Source organism: Nonomuraea sp. NPDC050733, assembly GCF_040654215.1.
Lineage (GTDB): Bacteria > Actinomycetota > Actinomycetes > Streptosporangiales > Streptosporangiaceae > Nonomuraea.
Window position 1 is genome coordinate 132,942 of sequence record NZ_JBFAHO010000014.1, and the last position, 23,209, is coordinate 156,150.

Annotated in this window: 23 protein-coding genes and 1 riboswitch; of the genes, 5 read left to right on the forward strand and 18 right to left on the reverse strand. The window is 71.4% G+C overall.

The window, feature by feature from the left end; genetic code table 11:
- Positions 1-25 precede the first annotated feature (25 nt).
- The 7 genes from AB0H64_RS23145 to AB0H64_RS23175 all read right to left on the reverse strand — a co-directional run bounded on the left by AB0H64_RS23145 (position 26) and on the right by AB0H64_RS23175 (position 5,938).
- Complete coding sequence (locus tag AB0H64_RS23145; protein WP_357627838.1) at positions 26-1,132, reverse strand: hypothetical protein; 1,107 nt, start codon at positions 1,130-1,132, stop codon at positions 26-28.
- 48 nt (positions 1,133-1,180) lie between these two features.
- Positions 1,181-1,903: an endonuclease/exonuclease/phosphatase family protein gene (locus AB0H64_RS23150; RefSeq protein ID WP_357627841.1), complete on the reverse strand. Its 723-nt coding sequence runs from the start codon at positions 1,901-1,903 to the stop codon at positions 1,181-1,183.
- 18 nt (positions 1,904-1,921) lie between these two features.
- A complete protein-coding gene (locus AB0H64_RS23155) occupies positions 1,922-2,854 on the reverse strand; it encodes an ROK family glucokinase (protein WP_357627844.1) in 933 nt (310 codons plus the stop codon).
- A 12-nt stretch (positions 2,855-2,866) separates the two neighbouring features.
- Positions 2,867-3,421: a hypothetical protein gene (locus AB0H64_RS23160; RefSeq protein WP_357627847.1), complete on the reverse strand. Its 555-nt coding sequence runs from the start codon at positions 3,419-3,421 to the stop codon at positions 2,867-2,869.
- 38 nt (positions 3,422-3,459) lie between these two features.
- Positions 3,460-4,680: an ArsA family ATPase gene (locus AB0H64_RS23165; protein WP_357627850.1), complete on the reverse strand. Its 1,221-nt coding sequence runs from the start codon at positions 4,678-4,680 to the stop codon at positions 3,460-3,462.
- Entirely contained in the window at positions 4,664-5,101 is a 438-nt protein-coding gene (locus AB0H64_RS23170; RefSeq protein ID WP_357627853.1) for an SRPBCC family protein, read from the reverse strand. The genes AB0H64_RS23165 and AB0H64_RS23170 overlap by 17 nt, the downstream gene beginning before the upstream one ends.
- 69 nt (positions 5,102-5,170) lie before the next feature.
- Complete coding sequence (locus tag AB0H64_RS23175; protein ID WP_357627856.1) at positions 5,171-5,938, reverse strand: metallophosphoesterase; 768 nt, start codon at positions 5,936-5,938, stop codon at positions 5,171-5,173.
- Between the two features lie 206 nt (positions 5,939-6,144).
- Here AB0H64_RS23175 and AB0H64_RS23180 point away from each other — a divergent pair, with 206 nt between their 5' ends.
- Entirely contained in the window at positions 6,145-7,923 is a 1,779-nt protein-coding gene (locus AB0H64_RS23180; protein ID WP_357627860.1) for an AMP-dependent synthetase/ligase, read from the forward strand.
- Positions 7,924-7,960: 37 nt separating this feature from the next.
- Here AB0H64_RS23180 and AB0H64_RS23185 read toward each other — a convergent pair whose 3' ends face one another.
- On the reverse strand, positions 7,961-8,329 hold the full coding sequence (locus tag AB0H64_RS23185) for a MerR family transcriptional regulator (protein ID WP_357627863.1): 369 nt from the start codon (positions 8,327-8,329) through the stop codon (positions 7,961-7,963).
- Between the two features lie 270 nt (positions 8,330-8,599).
- On the opposite strand from AB0H64_RS23185, the gene AB0H64_RS23190 reads away from it, so the two are divergent.
- Positions 8,600-8,908 carry a hypothetical protein gene (locus AB0H64_RS23190; RefSeq protein ID WP_357627866.1) on the forward strand — a complete coding sequence of 103 codons (309 nt, stop codon included), beginning with the start codon at positions 8,600-8,602 and terminating at the stop codon, positions 8,906-8,908.
- Between the two features lie 26 nt (positions 8,909-8,934).
- Here AB0H64_RS23190 and AB0H64_RS23195 read toward each other — a convergent pair whose 3' ends face one another.
- The 8 genes from AB0H64_RS23195 to AB0H64_RS23230 form a co-directional block, all read right to left on the reverse strand.
- On the reverse strand, positions 8,935-9,765 hold the full coding sequence (locus tag AB0H64_RS23195) for a carbohydrate ABC transporter permease (protein WP_357627868.1): 831 nt from the start codon (positions 9,763-9,765) through the stop codon (positions 8,935-8,937).
- Positions 9,762-10,718: a sugar ABC transporter permease gene (locus AB0H64_RS23200; RefSeq protein WP_357627871.1), complete on the reverse strand. Its 957-nt coding sequence runs from the start codon at positions 10,716-10,718 to the stop codon at positions 9,762-9,764. The genes AB0H64_RS23195 and AB0H64_RS23200 overlap by 4 nt, the downstream gene beginning before the upstream one ends.
- Positions 10,719-10,725: 7 nt before the next feature.
- Positions 10,726-12,021: an extracellular solute-binding protein gene (locus AB0H64_RS23205; protein ID WP_357627873.1), complete on the reverse strand. Its 1,296-nt coding sequence runs from the start codon at positions 12,019-12,021 to the stop codon at positions 10,726-10,728.
- Positions 12,022-12,275: 254 nt separating this feature from the next.
- A complete protein-coding gene (locus AB0H64_RS23210) occupies positions 12,276-13,376 on the reverse strand; it encodes a glycosyltransferase family 4 protein (RefSeq protein WP_357627876.1) in 1,101 nt (366 codons plus the stop codon).
- On the reverse strand, positions 13,373-14,704 hold the full coding sequence (locus tag AB0H64_RS23215; protein ID WP_357627878.1) for a M48 family metallopeptidase: 1,332 nt from the start codon (positions 14,702-14,704) through the stop codon (positions 13,373-13,375). The genes AB0H64_RS23210 and AB0H64_RS23215 overlap by 4 nt, the downstream gene beginning before the upstream one ends.
- Before the next feature lie 12 nt (positions 14,705-14,716).
- A complete protein-coding gene (locus AB0H64_RS23220; RefSeq protein ID WP_357627881.1) occupies positions 14,717-15,556 on the reverse strand; it encodes a hypothetical protein in 840 nt (279 codons plus the stop codon).
- A 115-nt stretch (positions 15,557-15,671) separates the two neighbouring features.
- Positions 15,672-16,607: a hypothetical protein gene (locus AB0H64_RS23225; protein WP_357627883.1), complete on the reverse strand. Its 936-nt coding sequence runs from the start codon at positions 16,605-16,607 to the stop codon at positions 15,672-15,674.
- A gap of 927 nt (positions 16,608-17,534) precedes the next feature.
- Positions 17,535-17,843 carry a hypothetical protein gene (locus AB0H64_RS23230; RefSeq protein ID WP_357627886.1) on the reverse strand — a complete coding sequence of 103 codons (309 nt, stop codon included), beginning with the start codon at positions 17,841-17,843 and terminating at the stop codon, positions 17,535-17,537.
- A 36-nt stretch (positions 17,844-17,879) separates the two neighbouring features.
- Between AB0H64_RS23230 and AB0H64_RS23235 the strand changes: the two genes are divergently transcribed.
- Genes AB0H64_RS23235 through AB0H64_RS23245 form a run of 3 tightly spaced genes read left to right on the forward strand, consistent with a single transcriptional unit; the run spans position 17,880 to position 20,120 of the window.
- Complete coding sequence (locus AB0H64_RS23235; RefSeq protein ID WP_357627889.1) at positions 17,880-18,809, forward strand: alpha/beta fold hydrolase; 930 nt, start codon at positions 17,880-17,882, stop codon at positions 18,807-18,809.
- A 33-nt stretch (positions 18,810-18,842) separates the two neighbouring features.
- Positions 18,843-19,298, forward strand: a complete 456-nt coding sequence (locus AB0H64_RS23240) for a transcriptional regulator (RefSeq protein WP_357627891.1) — start codon at positions 18,843-18,845, stop codon at positions 19,296-19,298.
- Positions 19,299-19,307: 9 nt separating this feature from the next.
- A complete protein-coding gene (locus AB0H64_RS23245; RefSeq protein ID WP_357627894.1) occupies positions 19,308-20,120 on the forward strand; it encodes a class I SAM-dependent methyltransferase in 813 nt (270 codons plus the stop codon).
- Between the two features lie 857 nt (positions 20,121-20,977).
- On the opposite strand, the gene AB0H64_RS23250 is transcribed toward AB0H64_RS23245, so the two are convergent.
- Both AB0H64_RS23250 and AB0H64_RS23255 read right to left on the reverse strand, forming a co-directional pair.
- Positions 20,978-21,505 (reverse strand): C40 family peptidase, encoded by a 528-nt coding sequence (locus AB0H64_RS23250; protein WP_357627896.1) that lies wholly within the window; start codon positions 21,503-21,505, stop codon positions 20,978-20,980.
- A 73-nt stretch (positions 21,506-21,578) separates the two neighbouring features.
- A riboswitch (cyclic di-AMP (ydaO/yuaA leader) is annotated at positions 21,579-21,735 on the reverse strand.
- A gap of 450 nt (positions 21,736-22,185) precedes the next feature.
- Positions 22,186-23,160 (reverse strand): NlpC/P60 family protein, encoded by a 975-nt coding sequence (locus AB0H64_RS23255; protein WP_357627898.1) that lies wholly within the window; start codon positions 23,158-23,160, stop codon positions 22,186-22,188.
- Positions 23,161-23,209: the final 49 nt, after the last annotated feature.

Sequence of the window (23,209 nt, forward strand, 5' to 3'; positions counted from 1 at the left end):
CCGGTCAGAAGGGGCGGAACGCGGTTCAGGAGTCCTTCGGCGGCGGGCCGCCCGGGCCGAAGGTCTCCACCACGTCGGTGTAGCGGTCGGCCGCGTCGACGGCGTGCCCCACCGCCCACACCGCGCCCTTGCCGGGCAGGTAGGTGACGGCCTGCAGCCGCACGCTGCTGCTGCCCTCCGCCGCCGCGCCCCGGATGATCTCGCAGTCGCCCTTCTCGCAGCGCATCATGAACGGCTCCGTCTCATGGGACGGGTCGTAGCCGGAGATCCAGTAGCGGCCCTTGCCGTCGCCGGTCACCCCGTACAGGCGGGCGTCGGTGCCGGGCAGCGGCACGCGCCGCCAGTGCTTGCCGTCCCACGACAGCACGAGCGGCTCGACGTCGCTGGGCCCGTGGTAGACGCCGCCGACGGCCATGGCCCGCTTGCCGCCGTCGACCTGGACGTCGCGCAGGTAGCCGCCGGGCACGTCGGGCACCGGCATGGCCTTCCAGGTGTCGCCCGACTGGTGCATGATCAGCGGCTGGGCGCCGGTGTCGCCCACCGCGAAGCCCTCGGACACCGCGTAGAGGGCGCCCTCGATGTCGGTCTCCTGGACGGTCCACCTGCCGCCCTGCCCGGTGACGATGAGCCCGACCGTCCAGTCCTTCTTCTTCGGGTCGGTGTCGCGGGTCTTGCCGCGGCCCACGGCCACCACCCGGCCGGGCCGGGCGTCGACGCCGCCGAGCCAGTCGCCCGCCCACAGGCCCGGGGCCCGCACCCGGTCGAAGCCGTTGACGTCGCCGTGGGCGATGTACGGGACGCCGTCGTGGCCGTCGCCCACGGCCCACACGTCGGAGGACGAGGCGGCGGCGACGCCGCGCAGGTTTCCCGCGCCGCTGGCGTCGCGGATCGTCACCTCGGCCCAGCGGGCGCCGTCCCAGTGGCGGATCGTGCCGCGGTTCTTCCAGACGTCCCAGATCTCCTGCTGCCCCACGGCCCACACGTCGTCGGCGGACAGGGCGGCCACGTCGGACAGCGAACCGTCGGCGACCAGACGCGCGCTCGTCGAGTGCTGCCACGCCTCGACGGAGGCGGGGCGTGGCTCGGCATGCGCGGCGGGCGTGACCTGGGACCAGGCCACGGACGTCGCCATGATCAAGGAAAGCGCACACCGCCGGAAGCGACGGGTCATGAGCAAATGCTACGGGTTCACGACAGGTCCCCGGAGCCCAGCCCCCGATTCCAGCTCCGCGACCACCGGCAGGTGGTCCGAGGCCGCGGCCAGGTCGGCCGGGGCGGCCTCCGCCCCTCCGCAGGCGTGAACCCGCAGGTCAGGAGAGGCGAAGACCGCGTCGATGCGCGCCTGGGGATTCCGGGCGGTGAAGGTCGGCCCGTCGCCCCGCGGCGCCGCCGGGTAGCAGTCGGTGAGGCGGGTGGCGGCGTAGCGCCAGGCCGGCTGGTGCTCGCGCTCGTTGAAGTCGCCGCACAGCACCGGCGCCGCGCCGAACCGGGCCGCCGCCGCCTCCAGCAGCGCCATCGCCTCGGTCACGTGGCGCAGCCGGGCCGCGCCGTTCAGGTCGAGGTGGGTGGAGCCGACGGCCAGCCGCGCCCCCTCCACCTCGACGACGGCGATCGCCAGCCCACGCGCCTCCAGGCCCACGAAGATCCGCAGTACGTGGCTCTCGGCGTCGATCAGCCGCACCCGCGGCGCGGCGAACACGGCCACGCCGCCGAGCCGCCGCCCGGCCACGACCCGCAGCCCGCACGACCCCGCCAGCGCCTCCCGCCGGCTCCGCCAGCCGAGCAGCCGCGGCGCCTCCTGGACGCACAGCAGGTCGGCGCGGAGCGCGCCGATCACCCGGGTGAGCGCCGGGACGCTGTCCTTCATCCCCCGGACGTTGTACGTCGCCAGCCTGACCGTCACGGACGGACTGTCATCCCGTCAGCGGTGCCTGGCCAGGTCGGCGGCGCCGACCATCCCGGCGGAGGCGCCCAGCTCGGCCAGGCGGACCTCGGCGAGCGGCCGGTGCCCGCGGCCGGTCAGCCGCCGGGTGAACGTCTCGCGGGCGCGGTCGAGGAACAGGTCGGCGGCGCGGGACACGCCGCCGCCCACGATGAAGCAGCCCGGGTCGAGGACGGCGGCGAGGTCGGCCATGCCCTGGCCGAGCCAGTCGGCGAGGGTGGCGAACGCCGCCAGCGACGCCTCGTCGCCGCGCCGGGCCGCCTCGGTGACCTCCTCGCCCTCGATCTTGCCGCCGGCCAGGCCGAGCAGGATCTCGGCGCGCTCGGGCTGCTCCTCGGCGATGCGCCTGGCCTCCATGACCAGCGCGTTGCCGCTGGCGTACTGCTCCCAGCAGCCGTGCTGGCCGCAGCCGCACTGCCGCCCCTCGGGCACGACCTGCATGTGGCCGAGCTCGGCCGCCATGCCCCAGTGGCCGCGGAACAGGACGCCGTCGAAGACGAGCCCGCCGCCGATGCCGGTCCCGACCGTGAGGCAGACGATGTGGGACTGCCCGCGGCCCGCGCCGAACCGCGTCTCGCCCCAGGCCATGGCGTTCGCGTCGTTCTCGATCACCACGGGCAGGCCGACCATGCCGCTGATCTTCTTCTGCAGCGGCTCCTCGCGCCAGGCGACGTTGGGCGCGAAGCGGACGACGGACCGGGTCTCGTCCACGAAACCGGCGGCGCCGACGCCGACGGCCTCGATCTCCCTGCCCTCGGCCAGCTCGCGGACCACGTCGGCCACGGTCTCGGCGATGAGGTCGGGCCGGTCGGCCGGTGTCTTGCGCAACGCCTGCTCGACGATCGTGCCGTTCTCGTCGACGACACCCGCCCCGACTTTCGTGCCGCCGATGTCCACGCCGATCGTGAGCATTGCCGTAGCCCCCTATCCCAGGTCGATGTGCTGCACGGTATCGTGCCCGCGCTCCCGGTCGTCGCGCGGCCTACGGGGGGAGGCCGGCTTGCTGAACGCGTCCAGCGTCTGCCGGAAGGCGGCGAACAGCTCGCCGCCCGCCGCCACGAGGTGGCCGGTCACGTCGCCGCCGGACTCGCGCTGGGCCGCGATGGCCCGGCACACCGGGCAGGCGCGGCAGATGTACTCGTCATGGGGCTCGGAGACGGCCTCGCCCCACACGTCCTCCTCCTTGCGCCCGCCGCCGCCGAACGAGCCGCCGGCGAAGGAGTTGAGCACCGTCCGGCCGACCTGGCGGGTGGCGCGTCCCTGGATCGTGTCGAACAGCTTGCGCGCCTCGTCCGCGACCGTGCCGATCGGGTCACGGCCCAGCGGGTCACGGCCGCCCGCGTCACGGTTGCCCGCGTCACGGCCGCCCGCGTCACGGTTGCTCGCGTCGCGGAGCGGATCCCCGTGGGGGCCGGTGGCGCCGGCGTCCGTGTCGCGGGGGTCCCGCTCGCGGGGGTCGCTGTCGTTGTTCTCGGTCATCTGGCCCTCCCTGGCTCCGGAGCGTCCGCCCGTCTCGCTCACGTGGCGGCCGGCCCTTCGTCGTGGCCGCCGGATCCGCTCGTCGCGCCGGATCGGGCTCCCGAGCTGAACCGTACCCGCAGGACGCCGTCGAGGAGCACCGCGCCGGCGATCTCCCTGCGGGCCAGTGCCACCGGCAGCGCCAGGATCCTCCGGTACGGCCCCGCGGTGACGATCAGCTCGTCGCCCTTGCGCGCCAGGTCGACGTCGTCGCGGTCGGCGCCGGGCAGGTCGAGCTCCAACTCGTCGGCGGCCAGCCGCAGCGGCGGGCGCACTCGGGGCGGCCCGAACGGGTCGGTGTCGCCGTACAGGCGCTCGCCGACGGCCGCCAGCGCGTCGACGCCCACGGGCTCGGCCGGCAGGTACGGCACGACGTGGACGGGCAGCGGCGCGAACGACTCCTCGGCCTCGGCCAGCAGCCTCGTCTGGGCGTCCACCCACTGGGCGCGCCACTCGTCGGCGCCGCCGGCCGGGAACACCCGGTTGGCGATGACCGCGTCGACGCGGTAGCCGTACAGGTTGAGCGAGGTGAGGGTGCGCCGCGCCTCGGCGAGCACCACGGACTCCGGCGTGAGCACGAGCCGCACGGACGCGCCGTCGCCGGTGAGCAGCTCGCGCACCTCCAGCAGGGCGCGGTGCAGGCGCTCCCCCGCGCCGACCACCTCGTCGCCGGGGGTGCTGACGCGCGCGACGCTCCGCACGAACGGCGACGCCAGCTTCATGATCTTCCGGCCGACGGGGAGCAGCCTGCTCACGTGCCAGTCGAGCGCCTCGGGCAGGGCGAGCAGCCGCAGCGTCTCGGCGGTGGGCGCGCAGTCGACCACGATGACGTCCCAGACCCCGGACCGGGCGTGCTCGCGCAGCTCCAGCAGTGCGATGATCTCCTCGGCGCCCGGCAGGACCGTCACCTCCTCGGAGGTGATCTCGTCCAGGCCGAGCTCGGTGAGCAGGCCGCGGGCGTAGTCGCGCAGCTCGCCCCAGTGGCGTTCGAGGGACTTCTGCGTGTCGACCTGGTGCAGGTGCAGGCCGGGAGCGACCTCGCCGGGCTCGACGGCGAGCGCGTCGGCCAGCGAGTGGGCCGTGTCGGTGGACACGACCAGCGTCTTGAGGCCGCGCCGGGCGGCGAGCGTGGCGGTCGCCGCGGCGGCCGTGGTCTTGCCCACGCCGCCCTTCCCGGTGAACAGCAGGACCCGGGGCCCCACCTCAGCGGCCTTCGACACGCTTCTTCAGGCCCTTGAGGGCGGTGTCCACGATGACCTTCTCCGCCTTGCGCCGCAGCATGCCGATCATCGGCACCTTCAGCTCGGCCGCCAGTTCGTACGTCACCTCGGTGCCCGTGCCCGCCTCGGCGAGAAGGTAACTTCCGGCCAGCTCGGCGACCATCTTGCCCGGCTCGACGACCCGCCAGGAGACGCTCTCGTCGTCGTGCCAGGTGTAGCCGAGGGTGTAGGTGTCGCTGATCACGCCGGCGTCGAGGACGAAGCGGACGGTCTCGGCCCTGCCGTCGGCGCCCGTGGTCAGGACCTCGGCGCTCTTCACCTGGCCGGCCCACTCCGGGTAGGCGGGGAAGTCGGCGATGATCGCCATGACGCGGGCCCGGCCGGCGTCGATGACGGTGCTCGAAGTCGTGCGATCAGCCATGCGACCACCGTAATGCAGAAACCGCCGCTTGCGGCGGACCGCCGGACCCCGCTGATCACTATTCGCCGATCACCATTCGAGGACGTACGGAACGCCGGTTCCCCGGAAGTGGCCGACGTTCACGCACTCGGTGCGGCCGATGCGGGTGCGCCGGTACAGCGGCTGGTGGACGTGGCCGAACAGGGCGTAGCGCGGCTGGGTGCGGCGGATCGCCTCCAGCGTGGCCTCGCTGCCCCGCTCGAAACGCCGGGCGACCACGTCGTACAGGAGCTGGGGCACCGCGGGCGGGATGTGGCAGCACAGCACGTCGACCTCGCCGACGGCCTCCACCTTCGCGGCGTACTCCTCGTCGCTGATCTCGTACGGCGTGCGGTAGCGGGTGCGCAGGCCGCCGCCGACGAACCCGAACCGCAGGCCGCCGATCTCCACGCTCTCGCCGTCGAGCACCCGGTGGCCGTCGCGCGTGTAGTCGGCCCACAGGCGCGGGATGTCGACGTTGCCGTAGGTGAGGTAGGCGGGCGTGGGCATGGCCGCGAACAGGCGCTCGTACTGGGCCCGGACCCGGCCCTCGATGTGCTCGCGCGGGTCGCCGCCGAGGCTCGCCCACAGGCGGGCGGACATGGCGCGGGCCTCGTCGAAGCGCCCGGCGGTGCGCAGGCCGATGAACTCCGCGGCCCGCTCGGCGCCGAACAACTCGGCGAAGATGCCCCGCGCGTGGTCGGCGTAGTCGACGAACAGGATCAGGTCGCCCAGGCAGACGAGCGCGTCCGCGCCCTCGCCGGCGGCGGCCAGCGCGTCGGCCCGGCCGTGCACATCGCTGATGACGTGAACCCGCATGCGGAAGATCCTAGGCGCGCCTTCGGCTCTGCCGGTGGCGGCCCGCGAGCGGGAATCCCGGGCGGCTGCGAACGGGCCGCCGCACGATCGACGGCTGCTAGCGTGAGAAATGCTTCATAACGCCTGGATGACGAGACTACCGATGGGTAACTTCTCCCGGTAACGTCCAGGCCGTCCCCGAAGCGTGCACCTGGAGGAGTTGGTCCGTGCGCGAGTACAGCGTTCCCGTGCTGGTGGATGTTCCTGCCACCGCGAGCCTGCCCGACACAGTGTTCGACAGGGCCGAGCGGGAGCCTGGCAGGGTCGTCATGCGGCGCAAGGTGGACGGCGCGTGGGCCGCCGTCACCGCCGGAGAGCTGCGGGACCAGGTCGTCGCCCTGGCCAAGGGGCTCATCGCGGCGGGCGTCGAGCACGGCGACCGCGTCGCGCTCATGTCGCGCACCCGCTACGAGTGGACGTTGATCGACTACGCCGTCTGGTCGGTGGGCGCGGTGCTCGTGCCCATCTACGAGACGTCCTCGACCGACCAGGTCCGGTGGATCCTGACCGACAGCGCGACCCGGGCGGCGTTCGTCGAGCTCGACGCGCACGAGGAGACCGTGCGCGAGGCCGCGCCCGGCCTGAAGGACCTGTGGCGGGTCGAGGCCGCGCTCGACGGCCTGCCGGGCGCCTCCGAGGTCTCCGACGAGGACGTGGCCGAGCGCCGCCGGCGGGTGTGCGGGGCCGATCTCGCCACCGTCGTCTACACCTCGGGCACCACCGGCCGCCCCAAGGGCTGCCGGATCACCCACGACAACCTGCTCTACACCGGGCGCAACGTGGTGCGCGGGCCGCTGGAGCCGCTGTTCACCGGCGAGGCCCCGGCCGCGCTGCTGTTCCTGCCGCTGGCGCACATCTTCGCCCGCATGATCCAGGTCGCGCTGGTCGAGGCCGGCGCGGTCCTGGCCCACACCCCGAACATGAAGAACGTGGCACCCGACCTGGTCGAGTTCGGGCCGACGTTCCTGCTGGGCGTGCCTCGGGTGTTCGAGAAGGTCTACAACGGCGCCGAGCAGAAGGCCATCACGGGCGGCAAGGGCGCGATCTTCGCCCGCGCCGTCGACACGGCGGTGGCCTGGAGCCGCGCCGAGAGCTCGGGCGGAGCGCCCCTCGGGCTGCGCCTGCGGCACGCCCTGTTCGACCGGCTCGTGTACGGCAAGCTGCGCGCGGCCACCGGCGGGCGCCTGTCGGCGGCCGTGAGCGGCGGCGGCGCGCTCGGCGAGCGGCTCGGCCACTTCTTCCGCGGCGCCGGCATCGAGGTCTTCGAGGGGTACGGCCTGACCGAGACCTCCGCCCCCTGCACCGTCAACATGCCGGGGGCCAACAAGGTCGGCACGGTCGGCAAGCCGCTGCCCGGGGTGACGATCCGCATCGGCGACGACGGCGAGATCCTGGCCAAGGGCCGCCACATCTTCCGCGGCTACTGGAACGACGAGGACGCCACCCGCGAGGTGCTCGACGGCGACGGCTGGTTCCACACCGGCGACGTGGGCGAGCTGGACGCCGACGGCTATCTGCGGATCACCGGGCGCAAGAAGGAGATCCTGGTGACGGCGGCCGGCAAGAACGTCGCGCCGGGGCCGCTGGAGGACGCGCTGCGGGCCCACCCGCTCATCTCACAGGCCGTGGTGGTCGGCGACGGCCGCCCCTTCGTCGGCGCCCTGGTCACGCTGGACCCCGAGGCGCTGGAGCACTGGCGGTCCACGCGCGGAGGAGCCGGGAAGGCGGCGGAGCCGAGCGCCGACCCGGAGCTGCGCGCCGAGATCCAGCAGGCGGTCGACCGGGCCAACGCGACGGTGTCGAAGGCGGAGCAGATCAAGAAGTTCGCGATCCTGGACGCCGACATCACCGAGGAGAGCGGGCACCTGACGCCGACCCTCAAGATCAAGCGCAACATCGTCCTGCGTGACTTCGCCGCCGACGTGGACCGCCTGTACGGCTCCTGACCCGTCCCCCAGACGTCATCAGCCCACGGAGGTCTCGTCAGCCCACGGAGGTGAGGCGGGCGCCGGTGCCCTCGACGGACGCGACGAGCCCGGCCAGGGCGTCACGGGTGGCCTGAAGGCCGGCGAGCTGCTCGTCGAGCCCGCTCAGCCGGCCCCGCAGGTGGACGAGCGTGCAGGCGGCGAGCTGCTCGTCGCCCTCCACGCACGGCAGCACCTCCCTGATCACCCGGGTCGGGAGCCCGGCGTCGAGCAGGGTGCGGATGCGCCGCACCACCAGCGGGGCGTCGGGCTCGTAGCGCCGCTGCCCGCCGCTGCCCCGCTCGGCCACCAGGAGCCCCTGCTCCTCGTAGTAGCGGAGCAGGCGGACGCTCACGCCGGTCTCGCGCGACAGGTCGCCGATCTTCACGGGGCGCTCCTCACGTCGGTGTCATGACGGAATTCTGCACGACACTGGCGTGAGCTTCTGTCCGGTATCGCGGCGGGATGACCGTCGACGCCTGGTGAACTTTTCCGGACATCTCGGCATTTGCCCAGGTAGACGCCTTGAAAATGTCGAATCGACGTCCGGAAAAGGCTCTCGGATTCGTCGTCCGCCTGAGTACTCTTGCCCCAAGAATTCGGGACCGGAGATCCTGAACATCCCCGGTCCCTACCGACGACGGTAGGGGAGATTCCCTTGAGCATCAAGGACGCGGCGCTCCAGTTCGGCACGGCGATCGAGAACAAGCTGATCCAGGCCCGCGCCGACCAGATGGAGCTCGGCCAGCAACTGACCGAGCGGATCAACAGCGTCGCCAACCAGGTCAAGATCCTGGACGGCAAGGTCACGGCCCTGGACAGCCGGGTCACCGCGCTGGACACCAAGGTCGAGGTTCTCAGCCGTAGGTTCACGACGATGGAAGGCACGATGACGACGATGCAGCAGACGCAGTTCGAGATGAGGGACATCCTCGTCGCCATCCAGAGCAAGCTCGAGCTCAACTAGCGCCACGCAGCGGCCCACGGGAGGCGTCAGCCCTTGGTGGCGCCTCCCGTGAGGCCCTTGACGAACTGCTTCTGCAGCAGCAGGTAGAACACCAGGATCGGCAGCGTGGCCAGGAACATCAGGGCGAACATGCCGCCGAAGTCCGCCGCGTACTGCCCGAGCGACTTGTAGATCCCGGTCATGATCGTGGTGCCCTCGCGGGGCCCGTAGATGATGAGCGGGTTGATGAAGTCGTTCCAGATCCACACCCCGAGGAAGATGAGCACGCTGGCCGTGGCGGGACGCAGCAGCGGGAAGACGATCCGCCAGAACGTCTGCCACCGCGTGGCCCCGTCGATGGCGGCGGCCTCCTCCAGCTCCTTCGGGACGCCCTTCATGAACCCCGAGAAGACGAAGACCCCGAACGGCACGTAGTAGCCGACGTTGAACAGCACGAGCCCCTGCAGGGTCGACATGAGGCCGAGGGTCCGCAGCACCTGCGTGATGGGGATGAGGATGACCTGCGGCGGGATCATCAGCCCGCACAGCAGCAGCACCATGATGGCCCTGGACCACCGGGCGGAGCGCCGGGCCAGGTAGTGGCCGAGCATGGCCGACAGCAGGGTCAGGATGACGATCGACAGCCCGGTGACGAGCACGCTGGTGCGCAGCGACGACCAGAAGAGGCTGTCGGGGCCGGTCAGGACGCGCCACAGGTTGTCCAGGGTGGGCGGCGCGGGCAGCGTCATGGCGCCGCCGGCGACCTGCCGGCTGTCCTTGAAGACGTTGATCAGCGCGATGTAGAGCGGGATGAAGAAGACACCGCCGACGGCCAGCGCGACGAGGGGGCGCAGCCACGGCACGCGCGATCCGGTCACAGCTGGACCTCCCGGCGTTGCAGGAACCGCAGGGTGACGACCGACAGGGCGGCGATGAGGACGAGCATGACGATGGCCTCGGCGGAGGCGTAGCCGGTGCGGTTCTCCACGAACCCCTCCTGGAGGACGACGAACGCCACGGTCGCCGTGGTGCCCGTGCCGGGGCCGCCGTTGGTGATGACCTTGACGTGGTCGAAGATCTTGAACGCGGAGATCAGCAGCACGACGGTGTTGATGGTGAGCGCGGGCGCGAGCAGCGGCCAGGTGACGCTGCGGAAGCGCCGCACCGGGCCGGCGCCGTCGATCGCGGCCGCCTCGGCCAGCTCCTGCGGCACGCCCTGGAGGCCGGCGAGGTAGACGACGACGCAGAAGCCGAGCATCTGCCAGCAGACGATGGACGACAGCGAGTAGAGCGCGAGGTCGGGGTCGGACAGCCAGCCGGGCGGCTCGGCCACGCCCAGGCCGCGCAGCGCCTGGTTCACGGGGCCGTCGTCGGCGAGGATGCGGGTCCAGATGACGCTGATGACCACGGAGCTGATCACCATGGGGGTGAAGAACACGCTGCGCAGCGCGTTGTAGAGCCAGCCGCGCCGGTCGAGCAGCACGGCGATGGCGACGCCGAGCACGTTCGGCACGATGACCACGATGAGGGTCAGGATCGAGGTGACCCGCAGCGACTCCAGGAACGTCTCGTCCTGCAGCAGCAGCCGGTAGTTGCGCAGCCCGACGAACTGCGTGTCGGGCCGCAGCAGCGCCTGGTTGGTGAGGCTGTAGCCGAAGCTGAGCCCGATGGGCAGGACCACCAGGCACAGGTAGATGAGCGTGCCGGGCGCGGCGAAGGTCAGGAAGTGCCACAGCCCAGGCCCGGCCGGCCGCCGGGGTGCGCTCCGGCGGCCGGGGCTCCCCGACGTGGCGCGGCCGGGCCCGCGCCTGGTGGTGTCGACGGCCGTCAAGAGATCGTCACCCGGTCTTCTCCCATTCGGTGTCGAGGAACGCGAGCGCCTGGTCGACGTTCTTCTTGCCGCTGACGAGGTCCTGGGCGGTGGACCAGAACTTGCCCTGCATGCCGGGCAGCATGGCCGCGTCGCCGGCCTCCCAGCCGAACGCGGGCACGGTGGCCTTCTCGGTGACCGCCTTCTGCCACAGGTCGTACACGGCCTTGAAGACCGGCCCGGTGTCGGAGGGCGGGGTGTAGCCCTTGACGGCGGGGAAGAGCGCGTCGGCCTTGACCGAGGCGTCGAGGTTCTCCTTGGTGAGCTGGAAGGCGAGCGCGAACTCCTTGGCGGCGGCCGGGTTGCGGGCATCGGCGCTGACGGACAGGCCGCCGCCGGTGAAGGCCGGCAGGTGCAGGCTCCCGTCGTCGCCGGGCCAGGCGAACACGCCGATGTCGTCCTTCATGTCCGACTGGTCGGCCGCGGCGGCGAACCAGCTGCCCATGGGGTACATCGCGCCCTTGCCGCCGAGGAAGGCCTCCTGCGTCTTGGGGTAGTCCTGGCCGATCTGCCGCTTGTCGAGGTAGCCCTTGGCGGCGAGGTCGGCGAACTTCTGGGTGGCGGCCTTCATGGCGGGGTCGGTGGCGAACGTCGCCTGGCCGCCGCGCCGCTTGGCCATCCAGTCCGGCGTCCTGGCGTACAGGTCGGTGGCGAGGATCGCCGTCCACGGCTGTGAGGTGACGAACGCGCCGCCGCTGACGAACGGGGTGATGCCCTTGGCCTTGAGCTTCTCGGCGGCGGCGAGCAGCTCGGCGTAGGTCTTGGGCGGCTCGGCGATGCCGGCCTGCGCGAACAGCTTCTTGTTGTAGAAGACGTTCGGGATGGTCTGCGTGTTGGTCGGCAGCTGGAGGACCTTGCCGTTGACCGCGCCGCAGGTGGGGCAGAGGAAGTCCTTGAGCTCGGCCTCCGTCCAGGGCGCGAGGTGCGACTCCAGCGCGACGAGGTCCTGCATGCCGATCTGCACGTCGGGAAGCTGCCCGGAGGCGGCGAGCTGCTTGGCGTAGTCGTTGCGCTCCGACTCCGACGGCGCGGCGACCAGTTCGACGTCCAGGTCGGGGTGGGCCTTGGTGACCAGCTCCACCTGGGCCTTCCAGTACGACTCGGGCAGGTTGGGCGAGGGGAAGACGAGGAAGGAGACCTTCTGTTTGCCGCCCGCCGAGGAGGGCGCCGAGGACTGCCCGGTCCCGGAGGTGCCGCTGGAGCAGCCGCTGGATGCCAGGGCCACGGCGACCGTGATCGCACCGGCCGCTAAGAGTTTGTTCACTCGTGCCACCCTTCCGAGGGAGACCCCGACTCATCCGACCATTATGGGAGCGCGCTGCGGCGCCGGCCGAGCGGCAGCCGCCTGTTTCGCGCAATAGGTAGGATCACTTGTACGTGCGCCCGCGCTCCATTGTCAAGGCACATCGGGGATGTACGAGCTTGGCATGCGCCAAAGGTAGGATCACTGGCGGCGATGGCGTGCGGGCGGTGGTCGGAGTGGTCCCGCACGATCGGCGCCGTCAAGAGGTGACCGGCTCAGAGGAGCGTCTGGAAACGGGTGGCGACCAGGTCCCAGGACCACTCATGGGTGGTCCAGTCGCGGCCGGCGGCGCCCAGCTTGCGGGCCCGTTCGGGGTCGCCGAGCAGCTCGGCCAGGGCCGCGGCCACCTCGCCGGCGTCCTGCCCGTCGACGAGCAGGCCGGTCTCGCCGTGGCGCACCGCGTCGGGCGCCCCGCCGGAGGCGCCCGCGACCACGGGCAGCCCGGTCGCCGACGCCTCCAGGAACACGATGCCGAGCCCCTCCACGTCCACCCCGCCCCACCGCGTACGGCACGGCATGGCGAACACGTCGCCGGCCGCGTAGTAGCCGGGCAGCGCCGAGGCCGGGACCGTGCCGGTGAAGCGGATCGACTCCCGCCCGGCGGCCATCCGTTCCAGCCGGCGACGGTACGGGCCGCCGCCCACCAGCAGCAGCACGGCGTCCGGAACCGCCGCGACCACCTCCGACCAGGCCGCGATCAGCAGGTCCTGCCCCTTGCGCGGGACGAGCCTGGACACGCACACCACCACCGGCCGGCCGGCCAGGCCGAGCTCCTCCTTGGCCCGGCCGGGCACCGCCTCGGGCCGGAACCGGCCGGTGTCCACGCCCGGGGCCAGCTGTACGAGCTTGGCCGGGGGGATGGCGGCGACCAGCCGGGCGCGCGTGTACTCCCCCAGGTAGGTGACCACGTCGGCGTGCTCCCCGATGCGGCGCAGCACCGAGCGGAACCCCGGTCCGGCCGCCCATGCCGCCTCGTGGCCGTGGGTGAGCATCACCACCCGCCGCGCCCCGGCGGCGCGCAGCCGCGGCGCCAGCAGCCCGAGCGGGGCCGCGGCGCCGAACACCACCGTCCGCGCCCCGTGCTCGGCCACCAGCCGGGCCGCCGCGCGGGCGACGGCGGGCGTCGGCAGCATGAGCGAGGTCGGGTGACGCACGATCGGGTACGGCTGGCGGCGGTCGAACTCGGCGCAGCCCGGCCAGGAGGGCGCGTAGACGGCCACGCCGGGGGTGCGCACGGCCAGGCCGTGGACGAAGGACTGGATGCCGCCGGGGCGCGGCGGGAAGTCGTTGGTGACGATGACGACGCGTGGGGTCACGGCGTGGGCACGCCGTTCAGCCGCGCCCACGCGCGCGCCAGGGCGATGCGCTCCGGGGTCGAGGGATGGGACGCGTAGAGCACGTACTCCACGGCATCGGGTGACAGGTCGGAGATGTTGGTGAGCGCCAGGCGTTTCTGCATGGCGACGAAGGTGGCCGGGTCCCTCGTCAGGCCGAGGGCGTGGACGTCGGCGCGGGCCTCGACGTGGCGGCTGACGACGTTCTGGGCGGGGCCGGACAGCACGGTGGCCAGGCTCATCAGGCCGAGCAGCGCGCCCACGGCCTTCGGGTCGGCCGCCGAGGCGACTCCGGTGCGCCGCCGTACGAGCTGGAAGGCCAGGTACAGCAGCACGGTGCCGGCGGCGGCGCCGAGCCCGCCGACGAGCGTGCCGCTCAGCACGTCGCCGTTGTCGGCGTGGCCGAGCTCGTGCGCGACGACCAGCTCCACCTGCGGGCCCGGGGCGCGCAGCAGCGTGTCGTAGACGACGATCCGGCGGGTGGCGCCGAAGCCCGACACGTACGCGTTCAGTGCGGTCGTGCGGCGGGAGGCGTCGGCGACGAGCACGTCCTCGACCGGCACGCCGTCGCGCTCGGCCATCCGCAGCAGGCTCGTGCGCAGCGGGCCCTGCGGCATGGGGCGGAAGTCGTTGAACAGCGGCTCGACCACCACGGGATAGATGAACGAGAGCGCCACGGTCAGCGCGAACGCGCCCACGGCGGCCGGGATCCACCATCGCCGGACCTTCCGCGCCAGCCAGACCAGGACGACCATCGTGAGGGAGAGCACGGCGGCGTTGACGCCGATGCTCTTGAGGCGGTCGCCCGTCCAGGACGCCCAGTCCTGCGTGGACAGGCCGTACGCGCGCAGCTCGGTCTCGAACCACATGCCGAGCGGCCACCTGACCGCCTCGACGATCGCGGTGAGCAGCAGCACGCCCAGGACGACGCGCAGCCACCACGGGCCCCTGAGCCGTCCGAGCAGCCGGCCGCCGAGCGGGGTGAGGACGAGCAGGCCGGCGAAGAGCAGGCTCAGGCCGAGCGACAGGTAGCCGGGCGCGCCGGTGGCGGCGTCGAACGCGGCGGCGTGCGCGATCTGGGCGGCGCTGAAGTCACGGGCGGCGTCGGGGGCGACGTGCGGCGCGGAGGGGGGCAGCGCCCGCCACGGCGTCGTGACGACCACCACGGCCAGGGTCGCGATCCCCAGCCCGGCGCACACCAGCCCGGCCTGCCGCGCGGTGGCAGGCCCCGTGGCGCTGCCGCCCGGAGTCGTGTCGGTGCCGGTCGCGTCCGCCCCGCGGGCCGCGTCCCCCACCTGGCCGTCGTTCATCACGTGATCCCCCTACGCCAGCTTCTCACGCACGTACGCGCGCCACCCCGCCGTCAGCCGCGCGGCCGGGAGTCCGGCGGCGGCGAGCGCGCGGTCGGCGCCCCGCGTCCTGGCATCACGGTAGAGCCTCACCAGCGTGTCCTCCCCGCGCCGCTCGGCGACGTACCGGCAGGCGAGCCACGCCTCCTGGTAGACCGCCGCCAGCCGGGCCGAGCCGGGCGCGAAGTCGCCGGGCCCGGGCAGCCGGCGCGGCGCCCGCGCCGCCCGGACCTCCGCGGCCAGCTCGGCGGCGGCCACCGGCACGCTCAGGCCGGCGTCGCGGTAGGCGACGTAGTCGGCGAATCCCTCGTACAGCCACGGCGGCAGCCCGCCGGTGCCGGCGGCGACGTGGGTGAGCTCGTGGGTGAGCACGATGTCGCGGCCGGTGGGGGTGAGGCGGTCGAACGCGCCGGGGACCACGATGACGCGGCTCCCGTCGGCCACGGCGGCCAGCCCTTCGACGCCCGCCACGCCGGCCAGGCGCGCGGCCTCGGCGGCGGAGGCGGGCACGAGCACGAGGGGCCGCACGGGCACGCGGAGAACGCCGGAGACACGCTCCCCCGCGATGTCGGCCCGGCGCGCGAGGTCCTGGAGCAGGCCCGGATCGGCCCGGTGTCCCAGCACGAGGGACCGCGTGCCCCGCGCCACCCGCATCTCCCCCGGCCACGGCTCGTCCCGCGTGCCGGCGAGCCCGGCGGCCTGGTCGGTCTGAATGGCGTGAGGGGCCTCACGAGTCGGCGAGGAGGCGGCGGCCAGCGCGAGCAGGGGCGCCACCCCCGCCAGCACGGCTCGACGACTCACCCCGGCGGACACGCTGTCCGATCGTACCCGGCCGCTCCTGCCCGCACGTTCCTGTAGGTCGACTGGGGGACGAGAGCCAGGAGCAGCGCGGGCCCCGTCACATGCCGTCCCATGCGGAAGGCATCGATCAGATGGCGCACCAGGGATAGTAGGGAGAGGGAGTCGGCGGCCAGACGCATTCCTCGTGAGTGAATCCCCGCCTGAAGTAGAGGCTCGGTGACGACTGGTAGGACTTGGGAGCGCCGAAGGCGACGAGGGCCGCCGTCTGTCGCACATCCTCTTCGTAGTACGACTTGCCCACCCAGGTCGCTCGCCAGTCGGGAATCCCCGGGTTCGGGCTGTCCGACGGGACGATCTTCTCGCAGCTGTTGATCGTGTAGGACGTCGAGAACGGGCCCACAGAGAGGCCGATGGGAATGGATCCACAGGGATTGAATTCCAGGGTCGCCTTGGGATCCCAGTCGTTCCACACGATGTTCGGGTCGTTCCCGAAGGGCTCCGCGGCCACGTAACACTCGTTGACCTGATCGAAGGCGTGACCCGCCAGCGCATGGCATGACGCGTACATGCGGAAGGCGTAGTTCTTGTGCGTCGCCGCCGCGTAGTCCATGCGCGCCCACTGCCCGCACGCTCTCATCCAGCCGATGTGCTCCGCGTCCTCCCATTCGTAGCAACTGGGGGCTTGCCAGGCCACCTCCTGCTGGATCGTCGCGTCGCCGTCCGTGGGCGTTGCCGAAGCCGGCATCGTCTCGACCGTGGTCATGCTCGTCGTCGTCGAACCATCGGATCGCGCCTCGGCCCCACTGGTGACGGGGCGAGTCCCCTTGGGCTGGATGACACATTCGCCGCCGTGCGCCTGAACCTCGTAGTCGCGGGCCTTGACGTCGAGGTCCCAATCCTTCTTGATGCCTTCCACGAAATCGCGGATGGCGGCGTCCTTGTCACCGATGTGGCCGCACGCGGACGGCGACGTGCGCGAGGCCGTCGCAGACCCGGCAGGCGCCAGCGCGGCGACCAGCGTGACTGCGGCGGCTGCCGCCACGGTGGAGAGTAACTTTCCCATGGAACCCCTTTCCGACGTCTTCATGCTCTTCTCAGGCTCCTGTCCTCGGGCGACCGTGAACAGGACACAAGCAGGGCATGTGCCGGACAAATGCGACAGCGGATGATCACCGGCATTGTTCACGCTGCGCGCCTGGCCGGTTACTGGTATCCAGGCGGTGCGGTCCGGCTGGAGGCGGCGTTACGGTGCGCGCGTGCAGCCCAGTGGCTCCGGTGTGAAGCCACGCCGCGGCTTCGTTCTCGCCAGGCCTCCACCACCTCGCCAGTGGCGGCCTGGGCTGGAACGGCGGCGGCCAGCAGGCTGAAGGAGACGCCTGCGGCAGCGACGGCGATGGACGCGAGGCGAGATTTCATGGGGGACTCCTTTGCGTTTGTGGCGTGGGCGGGACGGTCGCGATTCATGACCTTCAGGGCAGTCCCAGCCGATCACAAAAAGTGATCGAACAACTACTAATAGCAGTGATTCTCGTTGGCCGATGCCGGCGTCTGGAGCGGCGCGCCACCGTACGCCGCGGCGACCGCGCCATCCCCGCCGCCCGGCTGGAGAAGCCGTTCACCGACGACCGTCGCGCTCGCGAGGGGACCGACCAAATGGGAGACACAGGGCCGGCCGGTTAACCGCTGCCCCGGGTCAGCGTCGGCATCGGAGCTTTCGGAAGAACTTCGGGGAGGTCAGCGGAGCCGGCGGCGTGCTGCGGGGTCGGGTTCGGCGGTGACGCGCGCGGAGGTCTCCTCGCTGAGGCGGACGTAACGGCCGAGGCTGGACAGGTGCCGGTGGCGGGACTTGGCCTGCAGCTCCAGGGCGGTGCGGCCGGCGGCGGCCAGGTGGGTCAGCGCGCTGTGCCGGAGCTGGTGCAGGCGCGGGCGCGCCGGAACGCGCGCCCGCAGCCGCCGACATCTGCCCCATCACCGGCCGCGGCCGCCTGTCCTACCCGCGCGCCGAGCCGGCCAGGAGGTCCTGACGCTGGGCCCAAGTGGTGAAGGAGACCAGAGCCGACAGGGGCCGGTTCCAGGTCGCCGCGGCCGCATCGTCCCAGTGGGCCATGGTAGCGGCGTAGTGGTCGCAGTCGAGGTCGGCGACCGGGTGGTGCGGGCCGGTGACGGCGGCCAGGCGGGCCAGGGTGCGGACGCGGCTGCGGCGGGTGGCGGATGCCGCCGATGCGCCGGAGTGAGCGGCGGTGCGCCACCTCTTCCCTGTACAGCCTTCCGGATTGACATTGCTAGCTATTTCAGTCATGTTTGAAATTACTAGCTATCTTGTAGGGAGCGAGCCATGGAACATGTGACCTTCAACAGCCTCGGCACCCGCTGCGCGGGGGATCTCTACCTGCCCGAGACGAGCGACCCGGTCCCCGGGCTGGTGCTCGGGCACAGCGGGGTGATGGTCAAAGAGGCGCTGGCGTTCTTCGCGCCGCACTTCGTCAAGGCCGGCTTCGCGGTGCTGGCCATCGACTACCGCACGGTCGGCTCCAGCGAAGGCGAGCCGCGCGGCCTGGACTACCCGCAGCGGCAGGTGGAGGACTTCCGCAGCGCCGTGTCCTACCTGCAGACCCGCCCCGAAGTGCAGCCGGAGCGGATCGGGGTGTGGGGGGTGAGCATCGGCGGCTCGGTGGCGGCCCAGGCCGCAGTGCTCGATCGGCGCATCAAGTGCGTCGTGGTGCAGAGTCCGAGCGTGTGGAACGGCTGGCGGTACCTGGAACGCCTCCTGGGCCGCGCCGGTGTCCACGCGCTGCGCGACCAACTGCAGCAGGACTGGCAGCGGCGCTACGAAGGCGGGCAGAGCGCTCGCGTGCCGCACCTGACGCTGGAGGGCGACAGCGTGAAGGACACCCCGGACATGTCGACCCGCCTGTTTCCTGCCTACCGCAACGAGAAGACGCTCGACTCGGCCGAGCACCTGCTCACCTTCGCCCCGGAGAACCTCATCCACCGGCTCGCGCCGACACCGCTGCTGATGATCGCCAATGGCGGCTGGGACCCGTACCACGTGCTCGAGGAGGCGCAGAGCGCCTTCGCCAAGGCGGGCGAGCCCAAGCGGCTCGCGGTGCTGCCCTACGACGTGCTCGGCCTCTACACCGGCCCGGGCCTGGAAGAGGCGATGGCGCTCGCGATCGACTGGTTCGACCTCTACCTGCGCAGGACCCGGCTCGCGGACATCACCCCGACACCCACCTACGAGTCGGTGGCCGCCATGAAACAGTGAACCGGCGCACGATCAACAACGGAGGACGCGACGATGAGCACTGAGGAACAGCAGGACCGGCTGCTCCGCTGGGTGGAACGGGTGGCGGCCTTCTGCGTCGAGGAGTGGGGGCTGCCGCCCATCACCGGACGCATCCTCGGCTGGCTCATGATCTGCGATCCGGCCGAGCAGTCAGCCGGCCAGATCGCGGACGTGATCCAGGCCAGCCGGGCCTCGCTCACCTCGAACATGCGCTTTCTCACGGCCATCGGCCTGGTCAAGAAGGTGAGAAGGCCCGGGGATCGCGTCTCCTACTACCGCATTGAAGACGACGCCTGGCAGAAGGTCATCCAGCGCAAGCTCGAAAGCCTGAGCGCGTTCGGCGAGATCGCTGACGAAGGGGTCGACATCGCGGGCGGCGAGGGGCACCGCACCGAGCGCATCAAGGCCGCCCACGACTCCCTGACGTGGCTGCAGAACCTCGCGGCCCGTCATCCGCTACGCCGTTAAGGAACCCCCATGCACCGCTGGCAACCCAAGCTCGGGCTGATCCAGGAAACGCTGCTGCTCACTCTTCACGCCAGAGCCCTGGACGCCGGGCAGCCCAGCCCGATCCTCGGCGATACGCTCTCCGCCGACCTGGCCGGCAGAATCGATTACGACTTCGGCAAGCTGAAGGTCAAGCCCAACCTCGTCCTCACCACGGCACTGCGCGCCAAGAAGCTCGACGGCGTCGTCCGCGCCTACATCGCCGCTCATCCCGGATGCGTGGTGCTCGACCTGGGCTGCGGCCTGGACACCAGGATGTTCCGCTGTGATCCCCCGCCCGGCGTCGACTGGTACGACATCGACTTCCCGGAAGTGGTGGACCTGCGATCCGAATGTCTGCCCGGCCGTTCCCACCTGGTCGGAGCCGACCTCACCGGCTCGGACTGGCTCACAGCCGTCCCCGGTGACCGGCCGGCGATGATCGTCGCCGAGGGGCTGCTCCCCTTCATGCCCGGCGACTCCTTCCAGACGATGACCCGCGCGCTGGCCGGCCATTTCCCATCGGGCGAGCTCGCGCTGAACGGCTACACCCGCTTCGCCGCCTGGGCCATGAAGTACCACCCGACCATCAAGGCACTCGGCATCACAGCCGCCCAGGGCTTCGACGACCCACGCGAACCAGAGTCCTGGCACGCCGGCCTCGAACTCATCGAGGAGCAGATCCTCACCCGCGCACCGGAAATAGCCCGGTTCCCGCAACCCCTGCGCGCGCTGACCCGTCTCACCGCCCGCAGCACGGCCTTGTCCCGGCAAGGAGCACGCATTCTCCGCTACCGGTTCTGAGCCCGTGCGGGCGGCGGTGGCGACAAGCGACGTTCCTTCAGGTTGTGGACCCGCCGCCGAAGGCGCTGGGGTGATGGAACGGAAATGTGCGCGAGTGCGCCCGCCCAACGAGATCGCGCGCTATCAGTGACCTGGACGGACGGGCCTGGCGTACGTTGCCGTTCGCGCCCACTCCGACGGCCGGAGCTGCAGGGGGCCGTTACTTGTGCGGCCGCTGCTTCCCGCCGGCTGTTCCCAGCGGCTTGGGTCCGTTCAGCAGCGGTGGAGATGTGCAGGCCGAGGAGCTTGCTGACGACAACGGCGGGCAGCTGCGAGGCGAGGTCCATCAGCGCGGTGCTGCGTCCGGGGCGGCTGTGCGCTCCGACCGTGTTCAGGAGGCGGTTCAGACTCGCAGGATGAATGTGCTTTCCGGCGTACTGGCCGGGGAAGAGCCAGCGGTGGCCGGATTCTCCGAGGACGGCCGGATGGTGGTCCGCGGTGGTCAGCTGGGCATCCTCACCGCGAGCCGGTACGGGGAGATGCCGGCCGGCCTGCGTCGTGACCACCTCGGCAGGACGGCGCTGTTCTACCTTGATGTGTCCTGGGGCGAGACGCTCCGCCGTCACCAGACGCGGCCTCAGCGTTCCCGATTCGGTCCCGACGAGATGCGGCAGTGGTACGTCGAGCGTGACGTGCGGTCGGGCGGTGGAAGCCGCGGTAGCGGGTCCGCGTCTGGGAGGGACGCGGGTGCCCGCGAGAGGGCCCTGAGGGCCGCTGAGCGCCGATCTCGGCTCCGCTGGAGCCAGGGGGCCCCGGGAGTTCCTCCCAGAGCGCGCGAAGACCCCGTCCCCAACCCGGGACGGGGTCTTCGTGCGTGCTCACAGGCCGGGACGTACCGCCCCCACGAACGACGACTTGCGCCATCCGCTGATCTTCTCGACGCGTACCGTCAGACCTGTCCGCGGCGAATGGACCATCTTGCCGTGGCCGACGTACATGCCCACGTGACCGAGCCCCCGGAAGAACATCAGGTCACCCGGCTGGAGGTTCTTCCAGGAGACCTTCTTCTTGACGCGTGCGAACTGGCTGTTCGTCACGCGGGGAATGCTCACGCCGGCCTTCTTCCAGGCGTACTGGACGAGACCGGAGCAGTCGAACGCGCCAGGGCCGGTGCCGCCGTAACGGTACGGGTCACCGATCTGCGCCTTGGCGACGGCGACGGCCGTACGGGCCTTCGCCTGCTGCCGGACGGCCTTGGAGGCCTTCGCCGTCTTGCCCGCGGCCGGCTTCACCGGCGCGGCGGCCGTGCCCGCCGAAGCCGTGGAAGGACCGGCCGTGGTGCTCGTCGTCCCTGCCGCCTGGGCCGCCGGAGCATGGAGGACCAGACCTCCGGCCGTCACGGTCATGGTGAGAGCGACGCCGCTCAGGGCGATTCGGGACAGACGGGGGTTGTGCGAGTGGGTAGACAGGATTTCTCCTTGGATCTTCCACGAACGCCTACCGGGTTAGCTGACGGATTCGGGCCTGGAAGTCGCCCTACGGCGCGTTACGCGCCGATTCACCCCTGATCCCGCTCGGGATCGCTGGGTCCCCGGCTCCGTGCCTCCTGGCTGCACGGACTCGGCAGGCCACCACCGCAACAAGTACGGATATCTACGGCGGCGACCGATGGATTGCTATCTCGTCCACATCGGTGGGACCGATGTTGGTTCGCGGCGCCATGGCTTGTTCGCCGCGACGCCAGAAGTTACGCCGAGAAGTCATGGCACGGCAAAGCACAGGTCAAGCTGTAAAGATCGCCATAAGGTGTCAGTAAGGTGACGACGCCCAGCTAGCCACCATGATTCGTTACGTAAATGTGACTCTGCTCACACTTGACGAATCAGGCGCCTGTCAGGACTCTTTCGTCACATTTGTCAGGTTTGTCCCCGGCATGACGGCAGGCCACGTGGCCATGAGCGGTCACTGATCGCTTCACTTCTTTACTGGCGTTCCCGTCACGAGAGGCGCGCGCGGCCGCTACACTGCCTCGCCACAGCGGGGCAGCGCCGTCGGTTCAGGGGTGAGGGACCCGCCGCGTGGCGCGCTACGGGCGGATGGCGCCGACGAGGGCGCCGCCGTACGAGGAGAGGGTGGCGACCTTGACGACGTCGCCCGTCTGCGGCGCGTGAACGATCTGGCCGTTGCCCGCGTAGATGCTTACGTGACCGAGTCCCGAGCTGAAGATGAGGTCCCCGGGCTGGAGCGCGTTCAGCGCCACCCTGCGCGAGGCACCCCACGCCCACTGCTGCCAGGTGGTGCGCGGCAGCGAGACGCCGGCCGCGCGCCACGACGCCTGCGTCAGCCCCGAGCAGTCCCAGCCGCCGGGGCCCGTGCCGCCGAACACGTACGGCTTGCCCACCTGCGAGTACGCGAACCTGAGCACGGCCGCCGCGTTGCCCGAGGCCGAACCGGTGTACTTGATGCCGGTGCTGTTCGGGTCGCCCGCCCGGTAGGCGCCGAGCCGGTCGAGGAGCTTCTTCTGCTGGGCGATGAGCTTGAGGACCTCGGCGCGTTCCTTGCGGACCGCGTCGCGCTCCTTGTCGGCGGCGGCCAGGGCCTCCTCGGCCTTGTCACGCTCGGCCTTGAGGCCGCGGTTCTCCCGGTCGAAGGCGGTGAGCTTGTCAGCGCGCTCGCGGGTCACCTGATCGGCCAGGGCGAGGCCGCCCAGGGTGTTCATGGGATCGTCGGAGCCGATCACGCCGGGCATGGAGGTGACGTCGCTGCCCAGCTTGTAGCTGTTGACGGCCATCGAGATCACCTGCTGGCGCAGGTCGGCCACGGTCGCGAGCTTGCGCTTGTAGCTATCGTTGAGCTTGGTGTAGGCGGACTGGGCCTTCTTGTGGTTCTCGGTCGCCGTGTTGTAGCGGTCGACGACCTTGTCGGCCTTGTCGTTGAGCTTGGCGAGCTTGGCCTTGGCCTGCTTGATCGTGGGCTTCGGCGCGGCCTGGGCTCCACCTGTCGGCGAAAGCAGCAGCCCGATCGCGAGACACGCGACCATCGGCACCCGGCCCAGACTCACAGCGTCGCCTCCAAGGGATCATACCTGGGGCGAAATAGTACAGAAGTTA